Below are 22,720 nucleotides of genomic sequence, written 5' to 3'. Positions count from 1 at the left end.
CATGACTGATTTTTTTAATCAATGGGGTGAAGCGATCTGGACGGCTTTTCTCCAGACACTGCAAATGACCTTTATTGCTCTCGGCTTTTCAGTGTTAATTGGTATTCCTCTCGGCGTTTTTCTTATTCTGACGCGCAAAGGCGGTCAGGTCGAAAATTCAACGGTCTATACCTTCCTGAATACACTGATCAATGTCATTCGCTCGATTCCTTTCATTATCCTGCTGTTCCTGCTTCTTCCGGTGACCAAATCGCTTGTGGGAACAACCATTGGTGTTAAGGGTGTCATTTTCCCGCTGGTTGTTTCCTGTTCGCCTTACATTGCCCGCCTCATGGAGTCGGCGATGCTTGAAGTGAATCGCGGTGTGATTGAGGCCTATCAGTCGATGGGGATTTCCACTCCGAAGATTGTCTGGTCGGTCATTATCCGCGAGACCCGTGCGCCGATCGTGCTCGGGCTGACAATCGCCACAATTGGCCTGATCGGCGAGACAGCGATGGCAGGGCTTGTCGGGGCCGGCGGTCTTGGTGATCTTGCCTATCAGTTTGGCTATACGCGTTTCCAGCCGGATGTCATGTATGCAGTAATTATTGTTCTGATTATCCTTGTTCAGTGTATCCAGTCGATTGGGAATGCCTTTGCCCGAAGCCTGAAGAAAAAATAAGAGATAAATTGACTGCTTGCTTAACAGAGCCTGTCCATGAATCCGGACAGGCTGTTTATTTATGCTTAAGAAAGGACGAAAATTTTTTCGGGAAAAGGGCCGGGGAGAACGGAGCCGCTGGCGGGAAACAGTGGAACAAACTCATATATAATGTAAAGGAATATCGGAGAGGGAAAAAAATCAAAGGGCGATCAGCAGGATTGACAGACAGGTATATGTTAATTATACTTAACATAATGTTTAACTGTTTTTCCATCACTGAGGTGATTTCTTGAGCTGCTTACGAAATCGTGTAAAAGAATTGAGGGCGAGGTATAACTGGACCCAATCCGATCTGGGCAAAAGGGTCGGTGTGACGCGGCAGACGATTGCATCTATTGAAAAAGGGGACTATGTTCCGTCACTGCTCCTTGGGCTGGAGATCTGCCATGTGTTTGATTTAAAAATGGAGGAAGTTTTTCAACTGGAAAAAGGAGATGATCGGAAATGAAACGGCTCACTGTATCTTATATCCTGTGCCTGACAGGAATTGTCCTCTTTGCCCTTGCGCTTGTTCCACTGGTTTCGGCAAATGAGCAGTTTGCCAGAATCATTGAGAGCGCAGCGTCCGAATGGACGATATCGATTAATATGCTGTTCTGGATTCCCCTTCTGATTTATTCTGTGGTCGTCACTTGTCTCCTGTTTAAAAATAAGAAGAAGGAAAGGCTATCATTCTGGCTGTATCCGCTGATTCTGCCGTCTGCAGATGAAAGAGAAACGGCGATCAACGCTGCGGCCTGCCGGCGCGCTTTTGCCGTTCTGTGGCTGATTGCACCTGTCTGCGCGGGTCTGATGTGTTTTTACCCGCTTTTTGATGATTATTTTCCGGCCTATCCGATTCTCATTATTATGCTGATCCCTCTCGTTCAGATCAGTGTCTATTTTTCTGTCCTGCGAAAAATTTACCAGAACGATGAATCCCGGGATCTCCAGTAACAGAAAGGATGACTTAATATGGAAAAAATTTATCTTGTCAGGCACTGCGAAGCGAATGGGCAGGATCCGGATGCGCAGATGACAACTCGAGGTAGCGAGCAGGCTCAGTCGCTCGCCAGGTTCTTCAGTCGGATTGAGGTGGATACCATTGTATCCAGCCCCTGGCGGAGGGCGATCGATTCCATCACTCCGACGGCTGAAGTCAGGGGAATGAAAGTCCTTACAGACGGTCGTCTGGCTGAACGAAGGCTCAGCAGGAAGCCGGTTCAAAATTGGCTGGAAAAACTGAATCAATCCTTTCATGATCCAGATTTTTCTCTTCCAGGCGGGGAATCAGGCAGAGAAGCCCGGGAAAGGGGCCTGGCAGTGATTCGGGATCTGCAGCAAAAGCAGGAGCGCAGTACGATTGTGGTCACGCATGGAAATCTCCTTGTTCTGCTGCTGCAGTCTTTTGACAGCGGCTATGGCTTCGAGGACTGGGCGCAGCTGTCAAATCCGGATGTTTTTGAGATTGATTTGAAGAAATTAACGGTACGGAGAGTCTGGCACGCTCCCGGCTATTGAAACTCTCCAACACATAAGGTATGGTTTTATTTAGAGACTATAAACGGATTTTCTGTGAGTAGCCAATAATACGTGATTAAGGGGTAGAAAAAATGGGAAAAGTGCTTGTTTTCGGGCATAAGAGTCCTGACACAGATGCCATCTGTTCGGCGATTGCTTTTGCCGATCTGAAGAACAAACTGGGTGAGAATGTTGAAGCCGTACGTCTTGGCGAACTGAACGGCGAAACAGAATATGTTCTGAATCATTTTCATGTCGCCGTGCCGCGACTGGTTAAAACCGTGGCAAATGAAGTCCCTGCCGTTTATCTGGTCGACCATAACGAACCGAAACAGAGCGTCGACGATATCCGTGATGTAGAGGTGCTCTCCGTTGTCGATCATCATCGAATTGCCGATTTTGAAACGAAGGCGCCTCTGTACTATCGGGCGGAACCGGTTGGCTGCACCGCCACAATTTTAGTTAAGATTTTCAAAGAAAACGGCGTCGAAATCTCGAAAACGATTGCCGGACTGATGCTGTCCGCAATTATTTCGGACACCCTGCTGTTCAAATCACCGACGTGCACTGAAGAGGACGTCAAAGCGGCGAAGGAACTGGAACAACTCTCCGGAGTCAGCGCAGAGTCTTATGGTCTCACGATGCTGAAAGCCGGTACCAATATCGGCGATAAATCGGCAGATGAGCTGATCACGCTCGATATGAAGCCTTTTAAAATGGGTAAATTCAGTGTTGAAATCGGACAGGTTAACGTGGTTGACTTTGATGACGCACTGTCCAGAAAGGCAGAACTTGAGGCGGCGATCCAGAAGGAAATTGATAACAAAAATCTGGACCTGTTCGTACTCGCTGTAACGAATATTCTGACCAGTGATTCCAAAGCGCTGGTCCTGGGTAAAGCAGCTTCTGCCGCTGAGAATGCCTTCCATGTCACGCTTGATCATAATCAGGCTACTCTGAAAGGCGTGATGTCCAGAAAGAAGCAGATTGTGCCGCCGCTGACTGAAGAACTGACGAAATAATTGATACTCGATGAAGCAGCGGGAGCCTCCTCCCGCTGTTTCTTTTACTTTGGAGTCATTCTGGAAACCCTATGTCCGAACACCATTCATGCAGCCGGCGCGCGGGAAAAGTATAATAGAGAGGAACATATGCTGGAAGGAGAAGGTTATTCATGCAGGCGAATCCTGTGATTGAAACACTGTTAAATCATCGATCCATCCGTAAGTTTAAAAATAAACCGCTGACTGAAGATCAGATCAATCTGCTTGTAAGAAGTGCACAGGCGGCATCGACCTCCAGTTTTACCCAGTCCTATTCAATCATTGGTGTGGACGATCCTGAAATCAAAAAACAGTTAAGGATCATAGCAGACAACAACCAGATGTACGTCGAAGAAAACGGCTGCTTTTTTGTCTTTGTCGCTGATCAGTATCGGAATAAACAAATTGGCGAAAAACAGGGTGCGGACACATCTATTCTGGATACGACTCAGCGTCTGATTGTTGCGCTCGGTGACGCTTCGTTTGCGGCCCAGAATATGGCTGTGGCTGCAGAATCCATGGGCCTCGGGATCTGTTTTATCGGCAGTATTCAGAATGATATAGATAAAACGGCAGCTTTACTTGGACTGCCGGAAGGGACGTTTCCGTTTTTTGGACTCGCAGTAGGTTATCCGGATCAGCGGCCGGAACAAAAGCCGCGCCTGCCCCTTGAAGTGATCTTCCATAAGAACACGTACAAGAAGGATATTCCGGAAAAAATGATGGATACCTATGATCAGAAGGTCAGGACGTATTATAAAACGCGGACAGACAACCGGCGGGACGATACATGGACGGCAGAAATTGCACGCGGTCTATCCGCTCCCGCACGAATGAGACTGAAACCCTTCCTCGAAAAACAGCAGCTCGGACGTCGCTGATTCATGTTCATCTCCGGTTTTATCGTTCTTGCTCTGTCGATTCTCTGGGAGAGTCTGGTGGCCTTTATCTCCCTGACAGGCGGACTGGTGTGTGGTGGATTCATTCTCGGCTATCTGGAACGCTGGTCTAATACGCTGATGATCCACTCACTCGGGATGAAGGGGATATACATGACCGCCTGGCTGGGTACGCCGATCCATGAAATCAGCCATGCTGTTCTTTGCCTGCTTTTTGGTCATAAAGTGACTGCCGTCAGGCTGCTGCAGCCGGCAAGTCCGGATGGGACCATTGGTTATGTGCATCATGCGTATAACCCCGACAGTCTGTACCAGCGGATGGGAAATCTGTTTATCGGACTGGCCCCTCTTTTCGGAGGAGGCCTGGCGATTCTGCTGTTTATCCGCGTTTTGGTCCCGGACAGTTTTGAGCAGATCTTTCGATTGATCACAATGGATCACTCGGTATTTCTGGTTGCGGAAAAAGAAAGCTGGCTGAGGCTGGGACAAGCCGTTCTGGCTGTGATTCGCGGACTGTTTTCAATGGAACATCTGACGAATCCCGGATTCTGGATCTTTGTGATCCTTGCCCTGTGCATCGCATCACATATGTCGCTCAGCCGCGAGGATATTCGCGGTGCAGCAGGCGGCGCGGGCGCTTTGCTTCTGCTTTTTGTTGTCGCCAATACGTTAAGCGTTATCCTAGATCCACTGCTGCATGACCGGATGATGGACGGGATCGGCCGATTTAATTTTTGTTACCTGATTCTGATGAGTCTGGCCGTGCTCTTCTCATTCATTAAATGCTTCATCAGTTTGTGTATTTACAGAATTTCGTCTGGAAAACAGAGGGAGGGGATTTTATGAGCACCATCAGAGGATTTGTCGGTACCTATACTAGAGAGGAAAGTAAGGGCATTTATACATTTAAACTGGACACGGAAAAAAAGACGCTGTCTCAGCCCGAAGTGGCCGCGGAGGCGGGCAATCCGACATATCTTGCTGTCAGCAGGGATAATCGGCACTTATATTCGGTGATCCGGAAAGGTCGTGCCGGCGGCGTCGCTGCCTGGCGTATTGAAGACGGCAGGCTGAAAAAAAGTGGTGAGCAGCTTTCTGAGGGAGCTGCTCCCTGCTATGTCGCTGTTGATCCGGACAATCGATATGTTCTTTCAGGCAACTATCACCGGGGAACGGCAGACCTTTATCCGGTTGATTCAGGGACCGGTATTGCCTCGCCCGTGGATACGGATTATCATCAGGGTTCAAGTGCCAATCCGGACAGACAGGAAGGACCGCACGTCCATTTTGCCGATTTTACGCCCGGTCAACCGTACATTGTTACCATTGATCTCGGAACGGACCAGCTGACGACTTATCAGATCGATGGTCAGCGACTGAAGGTGCTTAGCCTGCTTGACTTTCCTGCAGGAACCGGTCCACGCCATATTGCTTTTCACCCGCAAGCACCGGTCGCCTATGTTGTTTCCGAGCTGAGTAATGAGTTATTTACCCTGGATTTCCGTGCTGCAACAGGAGAATTTTCCATATCCCAGGCTGTCGGCACGCTGCCTGCAGATTATGGCGGACAAAGCAGCGGGGCAGCCGTAAAAATAAGTCCGGACGGACGGTTCGTTTATGTTTCGAATCGCGGACATAACAGCATCGCCGTTTTTCAGACTGAAGCAGATTCGGGAAAAGTAACGCCTGCCGGGTATGTATCGGCAGGCGGTAGCTGGCCACGTGATATTGAAATCGATCCATCAGGACATTTTCTGATTGCGGCAAACCAGTACTCCGGAAATGTCGTGCTCTTTGAGCGGGACGTTGAAAGTGGCAGGCTGACAGAAACCGGATCGGTGATTCAGGTTCCCGAGGCGGTCTGTGTGAAATTTTTATATGAATCATAAAAGGCCTTTCCGATCCGTCGGAAGGCCTTTTTTAGCGCTTATGTCAGTTTCGCCAGTTCTTCATTTACTTTCTTCTGGATTTTGTCCAGGCATTCATCCACTGTTTTTCCGAAGATGCGCTGCCCGTTGACGATGGCGAAGGGTCGCAGACTGCACATGCCGCAGACATTCAGACAGTCATAATGCATGACGGCCACTTCCGGGTGCGCGGCAATTTTTTTCAGGTGTTGCGTCGTTAACAGATTATAGTCGCAACATTCTATCAGGATCAGACCCAGTCCTTCGGTCATTTCATTCACTTCCTCAATACTATGATACTTCACGCGGAAGGGTCAGGGGAAGTATTATAGCATGAAAAGGCCGGGAGGCGCCGGGCCACCTCCTGTCGCTGTTACCCTTTATTCAGGATTTTTTCGTAGGCATCAGTGACAAAGTCCCAGTTAATCAACTGGAAGAAATTTTTAATATATTCGGGACGCCGGTTCTGATAGTTGAGATAGTAGGCGTGTTCCCAGACATCGATTCCAAGAATCGGCTTCTCCTGTTTCATTAGCGGGCTGTCCTGGTTTGGTGTGCCGGTAATCTGCAGCAGATTTCGCTCGTCCAGCGTCAGCCAGGCCCATCCGGAACCGAATTGTCCCGCAGCAGCTGCGGAAAAACGCGATTTGAACGTGTCAAATCCGCCGAGCTGGCTCTCAATGGCTTCTTTCAGTTTTCCGGCGGGTTCATGGGCCCCTCCCGGAATCAGGATCTTCCAGAACAGGCTGTGGTTATAGTGCCCGCCACCATTATTTCGCACGGCGGTCCGGATATCTTCCGGAATTTTTTCGACATGGGCAATCAGGTCAGTCAGCGAATGATCTTTCAGTTCAGGATGTTGATCAAGAGCCGCATTCAGATTGGTGACATAGGTCCGGTGATGTTTATCGTGGTGCAGGATCATCGTCTCTTTATCGATGTACGGTTCAAGGGCGTCGGGGGAAAATTCGAGTTCAGGCAATTCATACTGGCTCATTGAATTCCTCCTTATTTGGAAAAAATGATCAAAAAAGCGAAGCCTCTGTGGCAGGTTACTCTTCTATTAAATCAGGTATTGAAAAGCCTTTCAATTATTCTGCCCGGGGTGGTGTATTCTATCCGCCGGACGGCAAACCACCGTACTCTGACGTTCCCCGGTTTTTATACGCGCAACCCGGTCCGTTTCATGAGTCGGCGGATCGCCTTTTCAGCACTTTTCAGGACCAGGTCCGGATCCATGGTCTTCATCTGCCGTTTTTCCATAACGATTTTTCCATTAATGATCGTGGTTTCCACGTCCGTACTGATGGCTGAGTAAACAATGCGGGAGATGGGGTCAGTCCCGAATGACGGACTGCTGTGAAACTGATTGAGATTGAGAATGGCCAGATCGGCTTTCTTTCCCGGCTCAAGACTGCCGATCTGGTCGGCCATGCCGACAGCACGCGCGCCGTCAATTGTTGCCATGCGGAAGACCTGGCGGGCATTCATTGCCGTCGGTCCGTTTGCCGGCTTATGAATCAGGGCGGCAAGACGCATTTCCTGGAACATATCCAGGTTGTTGTTGCACGGTGCGCCATCTGCACCAAGACCGGGATGGATCCCCATCGCGATCATCTGCGGGACTGACGCGATACCGGAAGCGAGCTTCAGGTTTGATCCCGGACAATGGCTGACGTGAACCCCGCGTTTTTGAATGATCTCGCGTTCTTCTTCGGACAACCAGATGCAATGAGCAAGAATCAGCCGCTTTCCGGCCAACCCAAGATGATCTAGATAAATGATATTGCGCATGCCTGTTTCCCGTTCAACGATGGCAATTTCGCCGCGGTTCTCTGATGCGTGCGTGTGGACGAACACGCCATAGTGATCCGCCAGATCCCGAACCTGAAGGAGCAGATCTTCCGTACAGGAGATCACAAAACGCGGGGCGAAGGCATAACGGATCCGACCGTTGTCATGCCCGTTCCATTTCTCCAGCAGGTCGACACTTTCCTGAATCGAGTCCGCAGTTTTTTCCTTCAGCCCGGCCGGGACCTCATCCCCCTTATCCATCATGACTTTACCTGAGAGTGCGCGTATGCCGCTTTTGGCGATGGCTTCAAAGGCTTCGCTGGTATGATGTACCGTTTCCATGTCGACAATGGTGGTTGACCCTCCTGCCATCAGTTCACCAATCCCGAGCAGGGCCGATGTGTAGATCGATTCGGCGTCATGCGCGGCTTCGAGCGGCCAGATCCGCTCTCTCAGCCAGTCCATGAGTTCCAGATCATCGGCTTTCCCGCGAAACAGGGTCTGGCACAGATGGATATGCGTCTGAATAAAACCCGGAATCACTGTCCGTCCGGATGCGTCGATAACCCGGTCAGCCGTCCTTTCCGGAACGACCGGACCCACAGAGACAATCCGGTCCCCGTCAATCAGCAGATCGCCTTTCAGTATGTCCTCGTTTGCATTCATCGTGATCAGCCCGGCATTTTTAATCAGTATTCTTGTCACTTTCCGCACCTCCAGTAGAATAGGAACAAAAAAAGGGCTACGAAAAAATATGCATGCATATTTTTTCGTAGCCGGGAATTTACGGTTCCTCGGTAGAGACCCTCAAACCGTATCATTAAGGATATACGAAAACAGAAAGGATGAAGTTTACGCACTTAATAATAAACGAATGAGGGAAGAACGTCAAACATATTGTCAGAGAATCTGACAATACTATTTAATTCAGGCAAATAATCTGACAAAAATATGATTTCTGACAACCCCCCGGCTGTCTGTAACGCGGCAATGCGGGAGCAGAAGGAACCGGCCTCTTGAAGATCATGAGCTGATACCAATTCACCTATAAAATATTCTGATTGATGGTATTGAAAATTTTAAATTTCCTGATTCAATCGTTTATACTATGATTAAAGAAGCGGATCTTTGTCAGCTTTTATTCCATCAGGAAAATACTGGATATAGAGGGGTGGTCGTTTTGTCTGTTTTACATAAATTTCTGGATGAAAATATGGTGAAAGAACCGTTTGAAAGCCGTTCTCTTCTGGAGACATACTGGGGAAGCGACTGGGGGAATACCAATGCAGTCGGGAAAGTACGTAAAGTATTTGTCCACAGGCCGGGAAACGAAATCCTGGAATTGAATCAAGCGCACTATGAGCCGGCATTACAGGCGCGCATTCTTCGTGATCAGAGCGGAAAGATTACCAGCTACTGTCTCGGAAAAGATTTGCCTGATCTGGCTAAAATGCAGGACCAGCATGACCAGATGACCTCAGTTCTGAAAAAAGAGGGCGTAGAGGTGATTCCGCTGGAGGATGACGGGGAATTATTGACGAATAATCTGTTTGCCCGTGATGTCGGCATGGTCATTCCCGGCGGGCTGGTTCTGGCCCGCTTTGCCCTGAAATTCAGAGCCGGCGAAACCCGCAGGACATTGAAAACGGCGGCGAAGATCGGCATGCCGGTCCTCGCATCCATTCAGGGCGAAGGTTTTTTTGAAGGGGGCAGCTTCGCCGTACTCGACAGGAAGACGGCGATCACCGGCCGCTCGATCCGTGTCAACCAGGCGGGCATTGATCAGATGCGTGCTATTCTTTCCTGGCAGGGGATGGAACTGGTGGTGATTGATCTTCCATCGAGTATGATCCATCTGGATGAAGTCTTTAACATGGTTGACGTTGATAAAGCACTGGTCGATCCCGACAACGTTCCGCACTGGTTTCTGCAGGATCTGCAGAAACGGGGGATTAAACTGATTTATACGGATCCGCTCGATCCGCCGATGACAACGAATTGCCTGTGCCTTGCACCGGGAAAAGTTCTGTTTACTTCACTCGGTGTGCGGACGATTGAAGCACTGGAAAAAGCAGGTGTAGAAGTGATTGCTATCCCGGTCGACGAACTGAATAAGATGGGCGGAGGCATCCACTGCTCATCGCTCGTGCTGCAGCGGGATCGTATTGAGGAATAAAGGAGGAGGATGGACATGTATCAGCAATTGAAAGACCTGAAGCAGGCGGACCGGATTGAAAAGATCGCCCGTACACTGGTTGGGGTGAAAAGTGTCAATGGGACCACGGGGGAAGTCGATATGGCGGATAAACTGGTGGAGATCCTCCGCTCTTATCCCTGGTTTCAGAAGCACCCCGATCTGGTCTGGACTCAGGATCTGAAAGGAGATGCGCTGGGGAGAAAAAATGTCTTTGCCTTTCTTGAAAGTGCGGAACCCACAGCGAAAACAGTGATTTACCACGGTCATATGGACACGGTCGGTATCGATGACTTCGGTGCACTTGAGCCCCATGCGCTGGATCCGGATGATTTGCTTAACTATTTCAGGGATTATGATAAGGATCCGGATGTGCAGAAAGACGCGGCAAGCGGGGACTGGCTTTTTGGACGCGGGATGCTCGATATGAAAAGCGGCGACGCCGTGCATCTCAGCAACCTGCTTTATTATACGGAGCACCGTGAGAAGCTGAAAGGGAATCTGCTCGTGATGTTTAATCCTGTTGAGGAGAATGATCATGAGGGCGTAATGGAAGCCGTTGATGAACTGATCCGGCTGAAGGAGGAGAAACAGCTCGACTATGTTCTTGCGATCAACGGCGATTTTGTCAGCCCGCTGTATAAAGGGGATCCCAATCGCTATGTCTACACCGGTTCGGCGGGGAAACTGCTCGGCTGTTTCTATATCCGGGGGCGGGAAACCCATGTTGGGGAAACCCTTTCCGGTATTGACCCGACACTGATTGCAAGTAAAATTAATGAAGCATTGAACAACAATATGGATGTGGCGGAGCGGATTCCGGGTGAAGTGGTCCTTCCGCCCTCCTGTCTGTATCTGCGTGATCAAAAGGCGTTTTATAATGTCCAGACAGCAGGAACCACGCGTCTGTACTTTAACTGTTTCCTGTATGAGCGCACGCCGCAAGCCGTGCTGGATCAGCTGAAGCAGACCGCGGAGCAGGCATGCACGGATCTTGCACGTTTCCTGGAAAAACAGTATCAGGATTTTTCCAGTAACTGCGGGCTGAAAGGACCTCTGCCCGACTGGCAGACCGAAGTCCTGACGTACAGCGAATTTGCCGCGGAGGTCGCTGCAAAAGGAGCAGATGTGGAAAAAATCATCGCAGAGACGGTTGCGGAACACCCGACGGAAGATTTTCGTATAAACAGCTATAAAATTATCGAAGCCCTCGAGTCGGCTGCCGGGGATAAACGGCCGAAAGTCATCGTCTTCTTTGCCCCGCCCTACTGTCCGCATAATTATCTTCGAAAGGAGATACCCGAGGAAGCCCGCTGCGATCGTCTGCTGGACCGGATTCTGTCGAAGGCCTCGGAGGAGACCGGAGAGCCCTTTGCCAAAAAAAGATTTTTTCCTTACCTTGCCGACAGCAGCTACCTGTCGATGAGTGAAACGGCGGAAGAAACCGACAGGATTATCGACAATTTTCCGGGCTGGGGCCGGCCATACAAATTGCCGCTGGAAAAGATCCGCGCACTGAATATTCCTGTTCTTGATATCGGAGTATACGGGAAACGGGCACATACCTGGATGGAGCGTGTGTATAAACCTTATTCCTACAATGTGGTTCCGAAACTGATCCGCAGCGTGACCGAGGGGATTCTTTCAGCAAAGTAAGGCGTCAGGCCTGGATACCGTTCCAGTTCAGACTGATGAGCTCGACGAGGCGTGCGGTACGGGAATCACTCATCTTCTGCGTCGCAATAATCAGCGAGGTGCGGATTTTGACCACAGGCTTATTCTGTTTGATTTCAACCAGTTGTCCGCCGGAAAGTTCCTTACCCACCAGATTGCGGGCAATCAGACCGACACCGATATCATTCAAAACGGCACTTTTAACCGCTTCGAGGCTGCTCGTTTCGATCATGTGCTTCGGATTCAGTCCGGCCCCGCGGATAAAGCTGTCCATCTGCTCACGGAAAGGGCCGGAGATCTCATAGCGGATAAAAGGAAAACGGGCGAAAAGATCGGAGCGGGAATACGTCTCATGAAGTTTTCTGGATACGATCAGAATCAGATCCTCACGATCCGAGATCACGAGATTGGTAATGCCTGATTTATGATATACGTCAGAAATAATGCCGATATCGAACGTGTTACGGTTCACTCCATCGATGACTTCGTTACTGTTACAGGTGATCATTCTGATTCCTGCATCGGGGAACTCCTTCAGGTAAGCTCGGATGATCGGGGGAAAGTAATGTGTGCAAAAGGTTTCAGACGCGGCAATGACCAGCTTTCGATTTCCGGAGCAATCGCTGTTTTTCAGGGCCTGCTTCATTTCTTCGATGGATCCGGATATGCGCTCTGCGTATTTTTTCACAATGTGCCCCTGACGGGTGAGAAAGGTTTCCCTGCCGATCCGGAAGAAAAGCGGAGAACCGATCTCCTGCTCCAGTGCACGAATCTGAGACGTAACGGTCGGCTGAGAAAAATTAAGGATTTTCGCTGCTTTCGTGAAATTCAGACATGTGGCGGCCGTCTGAAAGGTTTTAAGGTTTCTGAGTTCCATATGACCCGCTCCCTGAATGATATCGGAATAAATTTATTATATAATAAAATGATTTGAACGGGCATTCCCGGACGGCAACGCTCATCATCAGAAGAAAAGGGATCGGCAGAAGGCGACCGGTAAAAAAGCAGGGACGAAAATTTGCCTGATCTGTTCCCTCTGGTCGCAAACCTCGCGTGGCACATTCGGGTATCAGTCGGGGTGAAGGCATCTCTATATGCAGAAGCTGCAACGATTTGGCGCGTGTTGCAGCGAGGGTAAACGGCGGCTATAATCATCACTGTTGGTAAAAAAGGTACGGGAACAGATCGATGGATGGTCTATTGAACCTGCCGGAAATATGCTCAGATTGACTTTTCCGGCAGCGGTAAAAAGCGCGGGAAACGGCCTTCCCGCGCTTTTATCAGGAGAAAATAAACAAAGGAATGATCCATGTGTATGAGACGGTACTGACAGATCTTGACGGTACAGTACTGACGCCGGTCAATACAGTTAACGCAGAACTGACGGCCTGTCTGAAAAAAATAAAGGCGCGCGGTGTCCGGATTTTTGCCGTCACAGGGCGGTCGTACAGTGAAGCCTGCAACATTCTGCCTGCGGATTTCCCCGTTGACGGCATGGTTACGGCGAACGGCATGGCTGTTTTTGCAGGGGGAACAAACATTTATCAGAATGCGCTGCCTGCTGAACTGGTCAGTGAACTGCTGCAGCGTGCTGAGAAAAAACAGCTTTATTACCAGTTACACCCGGTCAGTGGAGGCCGTGCCGCACTTCTTTGCGACAGACCCTGCTTTAAACGCTTAATCCGGGGCGAGCGGCCGGAATCTGTACATATTAACGAATGGTTGTCGCGTAAGGATGCTGTGTACAGAGATATGATCTGGCTTGATCACCTGTCGCCTGAAGACCGGGAGAATATGAGCAAAATGTATTTTTTCAGCCGGAATGTTTCCGTCATCCGGTCATGGATTGAAGAACTGGAAACAATCAGCAGACGGATCCCGTTCGAACATTTCTCCTCTTCGAAAAATAATGTCGAAGTGAATAATCAGGGCGTATCCAAGGCGAGCGGCATTGAGATTCTGCTGAAGCATTTTCATTTGAATCCGGCAGAGGCGCTTGCTTTTGGCGATGGGGAAAATGATCTGCCCATGTTCCGGGTCGCCGGGCACTCGGTTGCGATGAAAAACGCCCCTGAGCATGTGAAACGGCATGCTGATGAAGTCACGGACCGCTCAAATGCGGAAAACGGACTCTGTAAATATCTCGAAAAAACGTTTCCTTAAGTCCGGTGGAAAACTTTTCCTGACCCGGACAAAGTGCGTCACTGATCTTCCCTGCCTGTTACCGGCAATACCGTTTTAGCGATGTTCTGATCAAGCGCTTCATACTGAGCCAGCCCGATCGTGTCATATAATTCAGCGCGGGTCTGCATCGCATCAAGGACCTCTTTCTGTGTTCCCCGATCATGGATCTCCTGGAAGACGCGCGTGCATGCCCCGGCGGCTGCACGCATGGATGTGACAGGGTAGATCACCATACTGCAGCCGAATGAGGCAAATTCATCGGCAGTGTAATAAGGTGTTTTTCCGAATTCCGTCATATTGGCCAGAAGAGGCCTGTCGACCGCGCTGTGCATCCGTCTGAAATCCTCTCCGGTGATAAAAGCTTCGGGAAAGATCGCATCTGCCCCGGCAGCCACATATTCTCCGGCCCGGCGCAGGGCCCCGTCCATTCCTTCAACGGCGCGTGCATCGGTCCGGGCAACGACAATGAGACCGGGTGCGATGTGTTTCAGCATCCGGATTTTCTGCTGCATCTCTTCTGAGGTGACCAGTCGCTTTCCATTCAGATGCCCGCATTTTTTCGGCATCTGCTGATCTTCAATCTGCACGGCGGCCACACCGGCTTCCTCCATTTCCTTTGCCGCCCGGGCGACATTGAGCACACCGCCGTAGCCGGTATCGATATCGACAAGCAGGGGTAATCCGGAAGCCCGGATCAGTTCCTTCGCTTTGTCCGCCACTTCACTGGAGTAAATCATCCCGAGATCCGGGAGGCCGCGACTCGCGGTATAGGCTGCCCCTGAAAGGTACAGTGCTTTAAAACCTGTTTTTTTCGCGATTAAAGCCGTCATGCCGTCATGGACCCCCGGAATCTGTAACAGTTTCCGGTCATTCATTAAACGACGGAAATTTTCGGCAAGTACGTTCTGAGCGGGCGTCCGATCAACTATCCAGCTCATATGATCCCCTCGATTCGATTGAAGTAAAAAGCTCCATCCATTCATCCACCGGCATCGACAGAAGGCGCTGTTCGTCACTGTTCAACTGAAGAATCCGGTTCACTCTTTTTTCCGGGAAACGTGTGCGAAGATTTTCTCTGAATTTATCCATGATTAACGGGAACGCCTCATCACGGCGCTTTTTATGGCCAAGAGGATATTCCACAGCCACACGCGGTGTTTCCGATCCGTCCGTGAAGAACACCTGGACGCTGCTGGCAATAGATCTTTTCTCAGGATCGAGATAGTCCCTGCTGTACGCTTTGCTTTCACGAATGTCCATTTTCCCGCGCAGCCGGTCGATCCGTGGATCACGCGATGCCTCATCTTCATAATGACCCGCATTCAGTGTTCCATGAATCAGACCGATGGCGACGATATATTGCATGCAGTGATCGCGGTCGGCGGGATTGTGCAGCGGTCCAGTTTTATCAATAATCCGGATGGCTGATTCATGGGTGATAATCTCAATTCTCTCGATCTCGTCAAGGTGGTCGGCTACGTCCGGATGAAGACGGATCGCCGCTTCGAGCGCGGTCTGCCCGTGAAACTCGGCCGGGTAGGAAACTTTAAAAAGCACATTTTCCATCACATAGGCACCCAGCGGTCGATCAAGGCGCAGGGGCTTACCGCCGTACAGAACATCCTGGAAGCCCCATTTCGGTGAAGACAGAGCGCGCGGATAGCCCATCTCGCCGCGCAGGGTCATGAGTGCAAGCTGAACACCCCGGGCGGCCGCATCTCCTGCTGCCCAGGATTTGCGTGAACCTGTTGAGGGAGCATGGCGGTAGGTTCGGAGACTCGAGCTGTCAATCCATGCCTGCGACACCACGGCAGCGATCTCTTTCTCATTTCCCCCGAACAGGGCGCAGGAGACGGCAGCGGAGGCAACTTTAACAAAAAGTACATGATCGAGTCCGTGCCGGTTCAGACTGTTGCCCAGGGCCAGTACCCCCTGAATTTCGTGTGCTTTAATCATGGCATCAAGAACCTGACGCATGACAAGGGCAGGCTTTCCTTTCGAACGGTTCTGCCGGCTGATATAGTCGGCGCTTGCCAGAATGGCGGCAAGGTTGTCGGACGGATGTCCCCATTCGGCTGCAAGCCAGGTGTCATTATAATCCAGCCAGCGGTTCATGCAGCCGATATTAAAGGCCGCACGAACAGGATCAAGGACATATGGGGTTCCGGGAACCCGGGCCCCGTGCGGAACGACCGTTCCGGGGGCGATGGGTCCAAGCAGTTTGGTACATTCCGGGAAGCGAAGGGCAAGGATGCCGCACCCGATCGTATCCATCAGGACATATCTGGCCGTGGTCCGTGCTGTCTCACTGAATGGCGTCGGTGCAGCAGTATATGTGGCAATGTCTTCAAGCACCTGATCTGTTTTAAAAGGACTTCCGGTTACTGTCATGTTTTCCATCCTTTCACAATATAATGAATGCGTTTACAAAATAGTGGCATTTATCACACTCGGCATCTATAATTATAGTCAACTTGTTATATAACAGTCAAAAAATAGATTTCGACTCTGATAAAAAGCTGGACGGAAAGGGCGAAATGACTTATGCTTGCACTTCTTGGTTTTCTGACCATTGTTGTTTTCATGTATCTGATCATGTCCGGACGATTATCGGCGCTGATTGCACTGATGCTTGTCCCTACTTTCTTTGCGATTATCGGCGGCTTCTCGAAAGATATCGGCGGCATGATGCTGAAAGGGATTCAGGGCGTGGCGCCGACCGGTATCATGATTATGTTTGCCATCCTGTATTTCGGGATCATGATTGACAGTGGCCTTTTCGATCCCCTCATTATGCGGATCCTGAAGGTTGTTAAGGGTGATCCGCTGAAAATTGCGCTGGGTACGGCTTTACTTGCCGCAGTTGTTTCTCTGGACGGCGATGGAACAACGACGTATATGATCACGGTTTCCGCCATGCTGCCGCTTTATAAGCGCATCGGCATGAAACCGATTATTCTCGCAGGTATTGCGATTTCAGCTTCCGGAGTGATGAATCTGCTGCCCTGGGGTGGCCCGACCGCGCGCGTTCTGGCTTCACTGAATCAGACGACGGGGGCTGTATTCATTCCGGTCATTCCGGCTATGGCTGCCGGGCTGCTGTTCGTCTTATTTATTGCTTTCTATATGGGCCGCAAAGAACGAAAACGGATCGGTGTGCTGAAAATTGACGGCCGGACACTTGAGGAACAGGCGGCATCAGCTGAAGCAGTCGATCTGAAGCGGCCGAAACTCGTATGGGTTAATGGGATCATGACGATTCTTCTGCTTGTCTGCCTGATCATGGAACTGATTCCCGTTCCTGCCCTCTTTATGCTTGCTTTTGCGCTCGCGGCAATGATCAATTACCCGAATCTGAAACTGCAGAAGGAACGCGTGCAGGCTTACGCAGGGAATGCCCTGGCTGTAGTTTCCATGATTTTTGCAGCAGGGATATTTACCGGCGTTTTCACCGGAACGAAAATGGTTGATGCCCTGGCAGCGGTGTTAATCGATCATGTCCCGGCATCCCTGGGGCCGTACTGGGCGCTGATTACCGCGTTAATCAGCGGACCGTTCACCTTTTTCATGTCGAACGATGCCTTCTATTTCGGTATTGTGCCTCTGATTGCCAAAACAGCAGCCTCGTTCGGGGTGGATCCGGCCATGATCGGCCGCGCCTCGCTTCTCGGCCTGCCCGTTCATTTGTTCAGTCCGCTTGTTCCTTCCACTTATCTTCTGGTCGGTATGGTCGGTGCTGAACTGGGTGAATTGCAGCGTGGCTTTCTGAAATGGGCGTTTGGTACTGCGCTTGTCATGGTCGCTGCAGCACTGCTGCTGGGCATCATAAGCCTGTAAGCGGCCTGACGGATGGGGAAAATATTTTTCTGACCCTGATCATGAGGCGTTCGCAAACATGTCACAATTATGTGTTCAGAGCTTTTTCCGCGCGGCTATGCTGTAAACGGGCGAAAATCCGGTTGTATGTCAACATCTTGTACCATAATCACCCTTGATCCCACTACATATTGTTTTATAATGTGTACATGAGTTATTGCAAAGGGTGGTCGGGATGATCAGAGAACCGGAAATTAAGGAAAAAACTCTGGATGATAAAATTCGGGATTTAATCAACATGGATGAGTACGTCGCAAATGAAAATGCGAATAAAGATGAAAAAGTTTTTAATACGCAGCGGGATCTGCTCGCCGGTGTTACGGCAAAAGACTTTGCCCTGCGTCACATCCTGCCCCGGGAATTTGCGGATGCGCACAATCAGGGGATGATCCATTTCCATGATCTGGATTACTCACCGTTCTTCAGCATGTATAACTGTATGCTGATCGATTTCAGAGGGATGCTGAAAAATGGCTTTTCAATCGGTAATGCCGACGTGGAACAGCCCAAATCGATAAAAACAGCCACGGCGCTTGTCGCGCAGATTGTAGCTAATGTATCTTCCAACATTTATGGCGGCACGTCCTTTAACCGGGCAGACGAAGTGCTCGAGCCTTATGCAAAAATCAGTTTTCAGAAATACCTGAAAACGGCGAAACAATGGATTTCCGATACGAGAGAGCAGGAAAACTACGCCTATGCGATGACCAGAAAGGAAATCTATGATTCCATGCAGTCGCTGGAATATGAGATTAATACGCTGTTCAGTTCGAATGGACAGACCCCGTTTTTTACCCTGAATTTCGGTCTCGGCCGGTCATGGTTTGCACGCGAGATCCAGAAAGCCATCCTGAAAGTGAGAATGATCGGGCTTGGACGTGATCACAAAACCGCCGTGTTCCCGAAGCTTGTTTTTACAATCAAACGCGGACTGAATCTTGAACCGGAGGATCCGAACTACGATGTCAAGAAAATGGCGATTGCGTGCGCGACGAAACGGATGTATCCGGATATCCTGAATTATGACCGGATTGTCGCCGTTACAGGTGACTTTAAAGCACCGATGGGCTGCCGCTCCTTCCTGCCTTCTTATCAGGAAAATGGCGAATATATCACCGACGGCCGTAATAATATGGGCGTTGTAACGCTGAATATTCCGCGGATCGCCATTGAATCGGGAGGAGACAAAACAACGTTCTGGGCCCTCTTCGAAGAACGGCTTGATCTGGTCTGCCGCGCCCTTGAATTCCGTATTCACACACTGGACAAGGTTCAGGCGAAAAACGCGCCTATTCTTTATCAGTATGGGGCAACGGGCAAGCGCCTTGCTGCCGATGAATCTGTGTCGAATATTTTTAAAAACGGCCGTGCTACGGTTTCGATGGGCTATATCGGACTGTATGAAGCGGCCACCGTCTTTTACGGACCGGAGTGGGAACACAATGCAGAGGCGAAAGCCTTTACACTGGATATCGTTAAGCGGTTCAAAGAGGTTTCACTCCAGTGGCAGAAGAAAACCGGCTACGCATACAGCGTCTACGCGACCCCTTCTGAAAGTCTGACCGACCGTTTCTGCCGGCTGGATAAAGAGCGGTTCGGCAGCATCAAAGACATCACAGACAAGGATTACTATACGAACAGCTTTCACTATGATGTCCGCAAGAAAATCAATCCTTTTGAAAAAATAGATTTTGAAAAAGATTACGAGCCCTACACAGCCGGAGGGTTTATCCACTATTGCGAGTTCCCGTCACTGGTGAATAATCCGGAAGCACTCGAGACGGTATGGGATTACACGTATGACCGGATCGGGTATTTTGGGACGAACACGCCGATCGATAAATGCTATGCATGTGGCTATGAAGGCGAATTTGAAGCAACGGCAGAAGGCTTTAAATGTCCGGACTGCGGTAACCATGATCCGGCAACAACGTCTTGCATCCGCCGCCTCTGCGGTTACCTGGGATCGGTCATCCAGCGCAAGCCGATCAAGGGCCGTCTGAAAGAAATCAACAGCCGGAAGAAACAGCAGTGCTGAGTTCATCGGAACGATAAGGGAGGTCAGGCTGCCGGGTGGCGGCTCTTTAACTATGAATTATGCTGATTATAAACCGTTTGACTTTCTGAATGGAATGGGGATCAGGCATTCTCTGTTTGTCAGCGGCTGTCATTTTCACTGCAGGGGCTGCTGGAATGCGGTGGCCTGGAATCCGAACTTTGGAAAGCCTTATACGGAATCAACTGAAAATAAAATTATAGCGGATCTGAACGATCCCGCCCGACCCGTTCAGGGCCTGTCGCTGCTCGGCGGTGAACCGTTCGATCATCCGGAGACGCTGACCCGTCTTGTCAAACGGGTGAACAGCGAGTGCCCGGGCAAAGACATCTGGTGCTGGACCGGTTTTCATTTTGAAGATCTGCTGCGGGATCCAAAGCGCAGAGAGATGCTGGATCATATTGATGTGCTGGTTGACGGTCCTTTTGAAAGAGACAAACGAAATCTGAAACTGAAATTCCGCGGCTCGGAAAATCAGCGGGTCATTAACGTGAAAAAATCCATACAGGCAGACAAAATTGTTCTGCAGTTACATTAAACCCGTCTGGCGTATGCCGGGCTTTTTTTTGACTTTAAGAAAGTACAAACCGATTGAGAAAGGGCTCAGCAAAACCAGGCCTCCGGCAGCGTCTGTAATCTGCCGGCCGGCATGTTTTTCTTTATATCAGCGATAGATCGTCCGGGCAGGCATGACGCATAAACATCAGGCGCGCCATTAAAAAAAGGATGTAATCGCTACCATAATTTGTGAAAAATTTAACATGCAAATTGGCTGTTTAATGATATAACCGATATGTAAGCGCATACACACATGGAGGCGAAGCAAATGTACGAGTCCTTGTTTCAACCGATTAAGATAGGCAAAGTGGAAGTGAAAAACCGGATCTCTATGGCTCCGATGGGCGCATTTGGGTTGGTGGACAATGAAGGATGTTACAGCCAGCGGGCAATAGATTACTATGTTGAACGGGCGAAAGGCGGAACAGGCTTAATTATTACGAGTATCACCAAAGTCGAGAATAAGCTGGATAAGGTTGTTTCGGGGATTATCCCGGTTGTTTCAGAGAACCCGGGAAGATTTCTTATGACTTCTGCTGAAATGACGGAACGCGTTCACGCTTACGGATCAAAAATCTTTTTGCAGCTGACCATGGGCTTTGGACGAAGCGGCGTCCCGGGAGCCCTGCTCACTGCTGCGCCGGTTTCAGCATCAGCTATACCCAATTACTGGGATCCATCGGTGACCTGCAATTCTTTGACGACCGATGAAGTGGAATGGATCGTTCAAAAGTTTATTGAAAGCGCCGACATAGCAAAAAAAGCAGGATTTGATGGTGTGGAGATTCATGCGGTCCACGAAGGCTATCTCCTTGATCAATTTACTCTTGCTTTATTCAACAGAAGAACCGACAAATATGGCGGTGATTTAAGAGGACGATTTCAGCTTCCGGTTGAAATTGTCCAGGGGATTAAAAAAAGATGCGGGGCAGATTTCCCGGTCGGTGTACGTTACAGTGTGAAAAGCTGTATCAAAGACTGGCGTCAGGGCGGTCTCCCGGGCGAGGACTATGTAGATAAAGGCCGTGATCTTGAAGAAGGGATCGCTGCCGCAAAAATTCTTGAAGAGGCCGGCTATGATGAGCTAAATACGGATGTCGGCACATATGATGCCTGGTACTGGTCGCATCCGCCGATTTACCAGAAAGAAGGACTCTATCTGCCTTATACAAAAGAATTAAAGAAGGCGGTTCATATCCCTGTCATTGTTGCGGGAAAACTGGGCGTACCCGAAACCGCGGAAAAATCGCTTGAAGACGGGGCAGCGGATATGATTGGTCTGGGACGGCCGCTGCTCACAGACCCTTACTGGGCGAAGAAGGTACTAAATAACCAGGTGGAAGAGATCCGGCCCTGTATCGGGTGTCATGTAGGCTGTCTCGGGCGTGGATTTGAAGGAAAACCGCTCAGTTGCGCCGTGAACCCGGCCTGCGGCAGAGAAAGATACTATGTCCCGGAAAAGGCTCTTGTTTCAAAGAAAGTCATGGTTGTCGGTGGCGGCGTTTCCGGAATGGAAGCAGCAAGAGTGGCTGCCATTCGCGGACATCAGGTGACGATTTATGAAAAAAGCGATCGATTAGGCGGGCAAATTGTTCCGGGCTCGGTTCCCGGTTTTAAGGTGGATGACAGACGGCTGATTGCCTGGTATAAAAATGAACTGGAGAGGCTGAATATTAACGTTCTGACTCACACTCAGGTTACAGAGAATCTTGTTAAAGAACAGCGGCCGGATGTGGTGATCATGGCTACCGGGGCAAAAGAGATCCGTCTGGATATCCCCGGATCGGAGAAAAATAATGTTGCCACTGCGATCGAGATTTTGGAAGGGACCAAAGAGGCCGGATCAAATATACTTGTCGTCGGCGGAGGACTTGTGGGTTCCGAAACGGCACTATATCTCGCCGAACAGGGTAAGAAAGTGACCATCGTTGAGGCCCAGAGTGACATATTAACGAATGGCGGGGGAAAGCCCATTCCCCATATGAATAAAATCATGCTCCTGGATTTACTGAATAAATTTCAGGTAAACAGGATCACGGACAGTTCTCTGATTGAAATTACCCCGGAAGGTGCTGTTCTGGCCAATAAGCAGTTTGAAAAACAGTTGGTACAGGCAGATACTATCGTCATGTCTGTGGGATTCCGTGCAGATCAGACACTGTTTAATCAGCTTCATGGAAAAATAGCCGATCTGTATTTAATCGGTGACGCCGGCCGGCCGGCCAATATCATGAATGCGGTATGGACCGGCAATGAAGTCGGCATGAACTGCTGATTTTGGAACACAAATAGAACCCGTGCTGTTCGGAAAATATCCGTTCAACGCGGG

General features: G+C 49.9%; 20 protein-coding genes, 1 pseudogene and 1 riboswitch. Of the genes and pseudogenes, 15 read left to right on the top strand and 6 right to left on the bottom strand.

Features of this window, described 5'->3' with window-relative positions; all coding sequences use genetic code 11:
• Position 1: 1 nt before the first annotated feature.
• The 8 genes from ABNN70_RS01860 to ABNN70_RS01825 all read left to right on the top strand — a co-directional run bounded on the left by ABNN70_RS01860 (position 2) and on the right by ABNN70_RS01825 (position 6,037).
• Positions 2-664 (top strand): methionine ABC transporter permease, encoded by a 663-nt coding sequence (locus tag ABNN70_RS01860; protein WP_353948574.1) that lies wholly within the window; start codon positions 2-4, stop codon positions 662-664.
• 271 nt (positions 665-935) lie between these two features.
• The gene (locus ABNN70_RS01855) at positions 936-1,154 is read left to right on the top strand and encodes a helix-turn-helix transcriptional regulator (protein WP_129929390.1); all 219 of its coding nucleotides are present in this window, start codon (positions 936-938) and stop codon (positions 1,152-1,154) included.
• Positions 1,151-1,642 (top strand): hypothetical protein, encoded by a 492-nt coding sequence (locus ABNN70_RS01850; RefSeq protein ID WP_129929391.1) that lies wholly within the window; start codon positions 1,151-1,153, stop codon positions 1,640-1,642. The genes ABNN70_RS01855 and ABNN70_RS01850 overlap by 4 nt, the downstream gene beginning before the upstream one ends.
• 18 nt (positions 1,643-1,660) lie before the next feature.
• Positions 1,661-2,206, top strand: a complete 546-nt coding sequence (locus ABNN70_RS01845) for a histidine phosphatase family protein (RefSeq protein WP_353948573.1) — start codon at positions 1,661-1,663, stop codon at positions 2,204-2,206.
• 92 nt (positions 2,207-2,298) lie between these two features.
• A complete protein-coding gene (locus ABNN70_RS01840) occupies positions 2,299-3,228 on the top strand; it encodes a manganese-dependent inorganic pyrophosphatase (protein ID WP_129929393.1) in 930 nt (309 codons plus the stop codon).
• Between the two features lie 152 nt (positions 3,229-3,380).
• Complete coding sequence (gene nfsA, locus ABNN70_RS01835) at positions 3,381-4,130, top strand: oxygen-insensitive NADPH nitroreductase (protein ID WP_353948572.1); 750 nt, start codon at positions 3,381-3,383, stop codon at positions 4,128-4,130.
• Between the two features lie 3 nt (positions 4,131-4,133).
• Positions 4,134-4,994: a hypothetical protein gene (locus tag ABNN70_RS01830; RefSeq protein ID WP_353948571.1), complete on the top strand. Its 861-nt coding sequence runs from the start codon at positions 4,134-4,136 to the stop codon at positions 4,992-4,994.
• Positions 4,991-6,037 (top strand): lactonase family protein, encoded by a 1,047-nt coding sequence (locus ABNN70_RS01825; protein WP_353948570.1) that lies wholly within the window; start codon positions 4,991-4,993, stop codon positions 6,035-6,037. Before ABNN70_RS01830 ends, ABNN70_RS01825 begins: the two co-directional genes overlap by 4 nt.
• 38 nt (positions 6,038-6,075) lie before the next feature.
• Here ABNN70_RS01825 and ABNN70_RS01820 read toward each other — a convergent pair whose 3' ends face one another.
• From ABNN70_RS01820 to ABNN70_RS01810, 3 genes are all read right to left on the bottom strand, one after another.
• On the bottom strand, positions 6,076-6,327 hold the full coding sequence (locus ABNN70_RS01820; RefSeq protein ID WP_129929396.1) for a DUF1450 domain-containing protein: 252 nt from the start codon (positions 6,325-6,327) through the stop codon (positions 6,076-6,078).
• Positions 6,328-6,428: 101 nt separating this feature from the next.
• Positions 6,429-7,052, bottom strand: coding sequence for a superoxide dismutase (locus ABNN70_RS01815; RefSeq protein ID WP_353948569.1), 624 nt, complete (start codon positions 7,050-7,052; stop codon positions 6,429-6,431).
• Positions 7,053-7,216: 164 nt separating this feature from the next.
• Positions 7,217-8,554: a 5'-deoxyadenosine deaminase gene (locus tag ABNN70_RS01810; RefSeq protein ID WP_353948568.1), complete on the bottom strand. Its 1,338-nt coding sequence runs from the start codon at positions 8,552-8,554 to the stop codon at positions 7,217-7,219.
• A gap of 48 nt (positions 8,555-8,602) precedes the next feature.
• A riboswitch (purine riboswitch) is annotated at positions 8,603-8,703 on the bottom strand.
• Positions 8,704-9,029: 326 nt separating this feature from the next.
• Here ABNN70_RS01810 and ABNN70_RS01805 point away from each other — a divergent pair.
• Both ABNN70_RS01805 and ABNN70_RS01800 read left to right on the top strand, forming a co-directional pair.
• Positions 9,030-10,025, top strand: coding sequence for an arginine deiminase family protein (locus tag ABNN70_RS01805; RefSeq protein WP_353948567.1), 996 nt, complete (start codon positions 9,030-9,032; stop codon positions 10,023-10,025).
• Between the two features lie 15 nt (positions 10,026-10,040).
• Positions 10,041-11,699 carry a M20/M25/M40 family metallo-hydrolase gene (locus tag ABNN70_RS01800; RefSeq protein WP_353948566.1) on the top strand — a complete coding sequence of 553 codons (1,659 nt, stop codon included), beginning with the start codon at positions 10,041-10,043 and terminating at the stop codon, positions 11,697-11,699.
• Positions 11,700-11,703: 4 nt separating this feature from the next.
• Here the strand turns inward: ABNN70_RS01800 and ABNN70_RS01795 are convergent, their stop codons facing one another.
• Complete coding sequence (locus tag ABNN70_RS01795) at positions 11,704-12,594, bottom strand: LysR family transcriptional regulator (RefSeq protein WP_353948565.1); 891 nt, start codon at positions 12,592-12,594, stop codon at positions 11,704-11,706.
• A gap of 425 nt (positions 12,595-13,019) precedes the next feature.
• Here ABNN70_RS01795 and ABNN70_RS01790 point away from each other — a divergent pair, with 425 nt between their 5' ends.
• Positions 13,020-13,880: an HAD family hydrolase gene (locus tag ABNN70_RS01790; protein ID WP_353948564.1), complete on the top strand. Its 861-nt coding sequence runs from the start codon at positions 13,020-13,022 to the stop codon at positions 13,878-13,880.
• 38 nt (positions 13,881-13,918) lie between these two features.
• Here the strand turns inward: ABNN70_RS01790 and prpB are convergent, their stop codons facing one another.
• Together prpB and ABNN70_RS01780 are read right to left on the bottom strand one after the other, a co-directional pair.
• Entirely contained in the window at positions 13,919-14,839 is a 921-nt protein-coding gene (gene prpB / locus ABNN70_RS01785; protein WP_129929402.1) for a methylisocitrate lyase, read from the bottom strand.
• Positions 14,823-16,301, bottom strand: coding sequence for a bifunctional 2-methylcitrate dehydratase/aconitate hydratase (locus ABNN70_RS01780; RefSeq protein WP_353948563.1), 1,479 nt, complete (start codon positions 16,299-16,301; stop codon positions 14,823-14,825). Before ABNN70_RS01780 ends, prpB begins: the two co-directional genes overlap by 17 nt.
• Before the next feature lie 144 nt (positions 16,302-16,445).
• Between ABNN70_RS01780 and ABNN70_RS01775 the strand changes: the two genes are divergently transcribed.
• The 4 genes and pseudogenes from ABNN70_RS01775 (at position 16,446) to ABNN70_RS01760 (ending at position 22,666) form a co-directional block, all read left to right on the top strand.
• Positions 16,446-17,738 (top strand): citrate:proton symporter, encoded by a 1,293-nt coding sequence (locus ABNN70_RS01775; RefSeq protein WP_353948562.1) that lies wholly within the window; start codon positions 16,446-16,448, stop codon positions 17,736-17,738.
• Positions 17,739-17,967: 229 nt separating this feature from the next.
• Positions 17,968-19,815, top strand: a pseudogene (gene nrdD / locus ABNN70_RS01770) (anaerobic ribonucleoside-triphosphate reductase); the annotation flags it as partial.
• A 52-nt stretch (positions 19,816-19,867) separates the two neighbouring features.
• Positions 19,868-20,371, top strand: coding sequence for an anaerobic ribonucleoside-triphosphate reductase activating protein (gene nrdG / locus ABNN70_RS01765; protein WP_353948561.1), 504 nt, complete (start codon positions 19,868-19,870; stop codon positions 20,369-20,371).
• Positions 20,372-20,659: 288 nt separating this feature from the next.
• On the top strand, positions 20,660-22,666 hold the full coding sequence (locus ABNN70_RS01760) for an FAD-dependent oxidoreductase (RefSeq protein ID WP_129929407.1): 2,007 nt from the start codon (positions 20,660-20,662) through the stop codon (positions 22,664-22,666).
• Positions 22,667-22,720 lie beyond the last annotated feature (54 nt).

This window comes from Sporolactobacillus sp. Y61 (assembly GCF_040529185.1).
GTDB lineage: Bacteria > Bacillota > Bacilli > Bacillales > Sporolactobacillaceae > Sporolactobacillus.
This window is presented reverse-complemented; position numbering and strand designations above follow the sequence as displayed.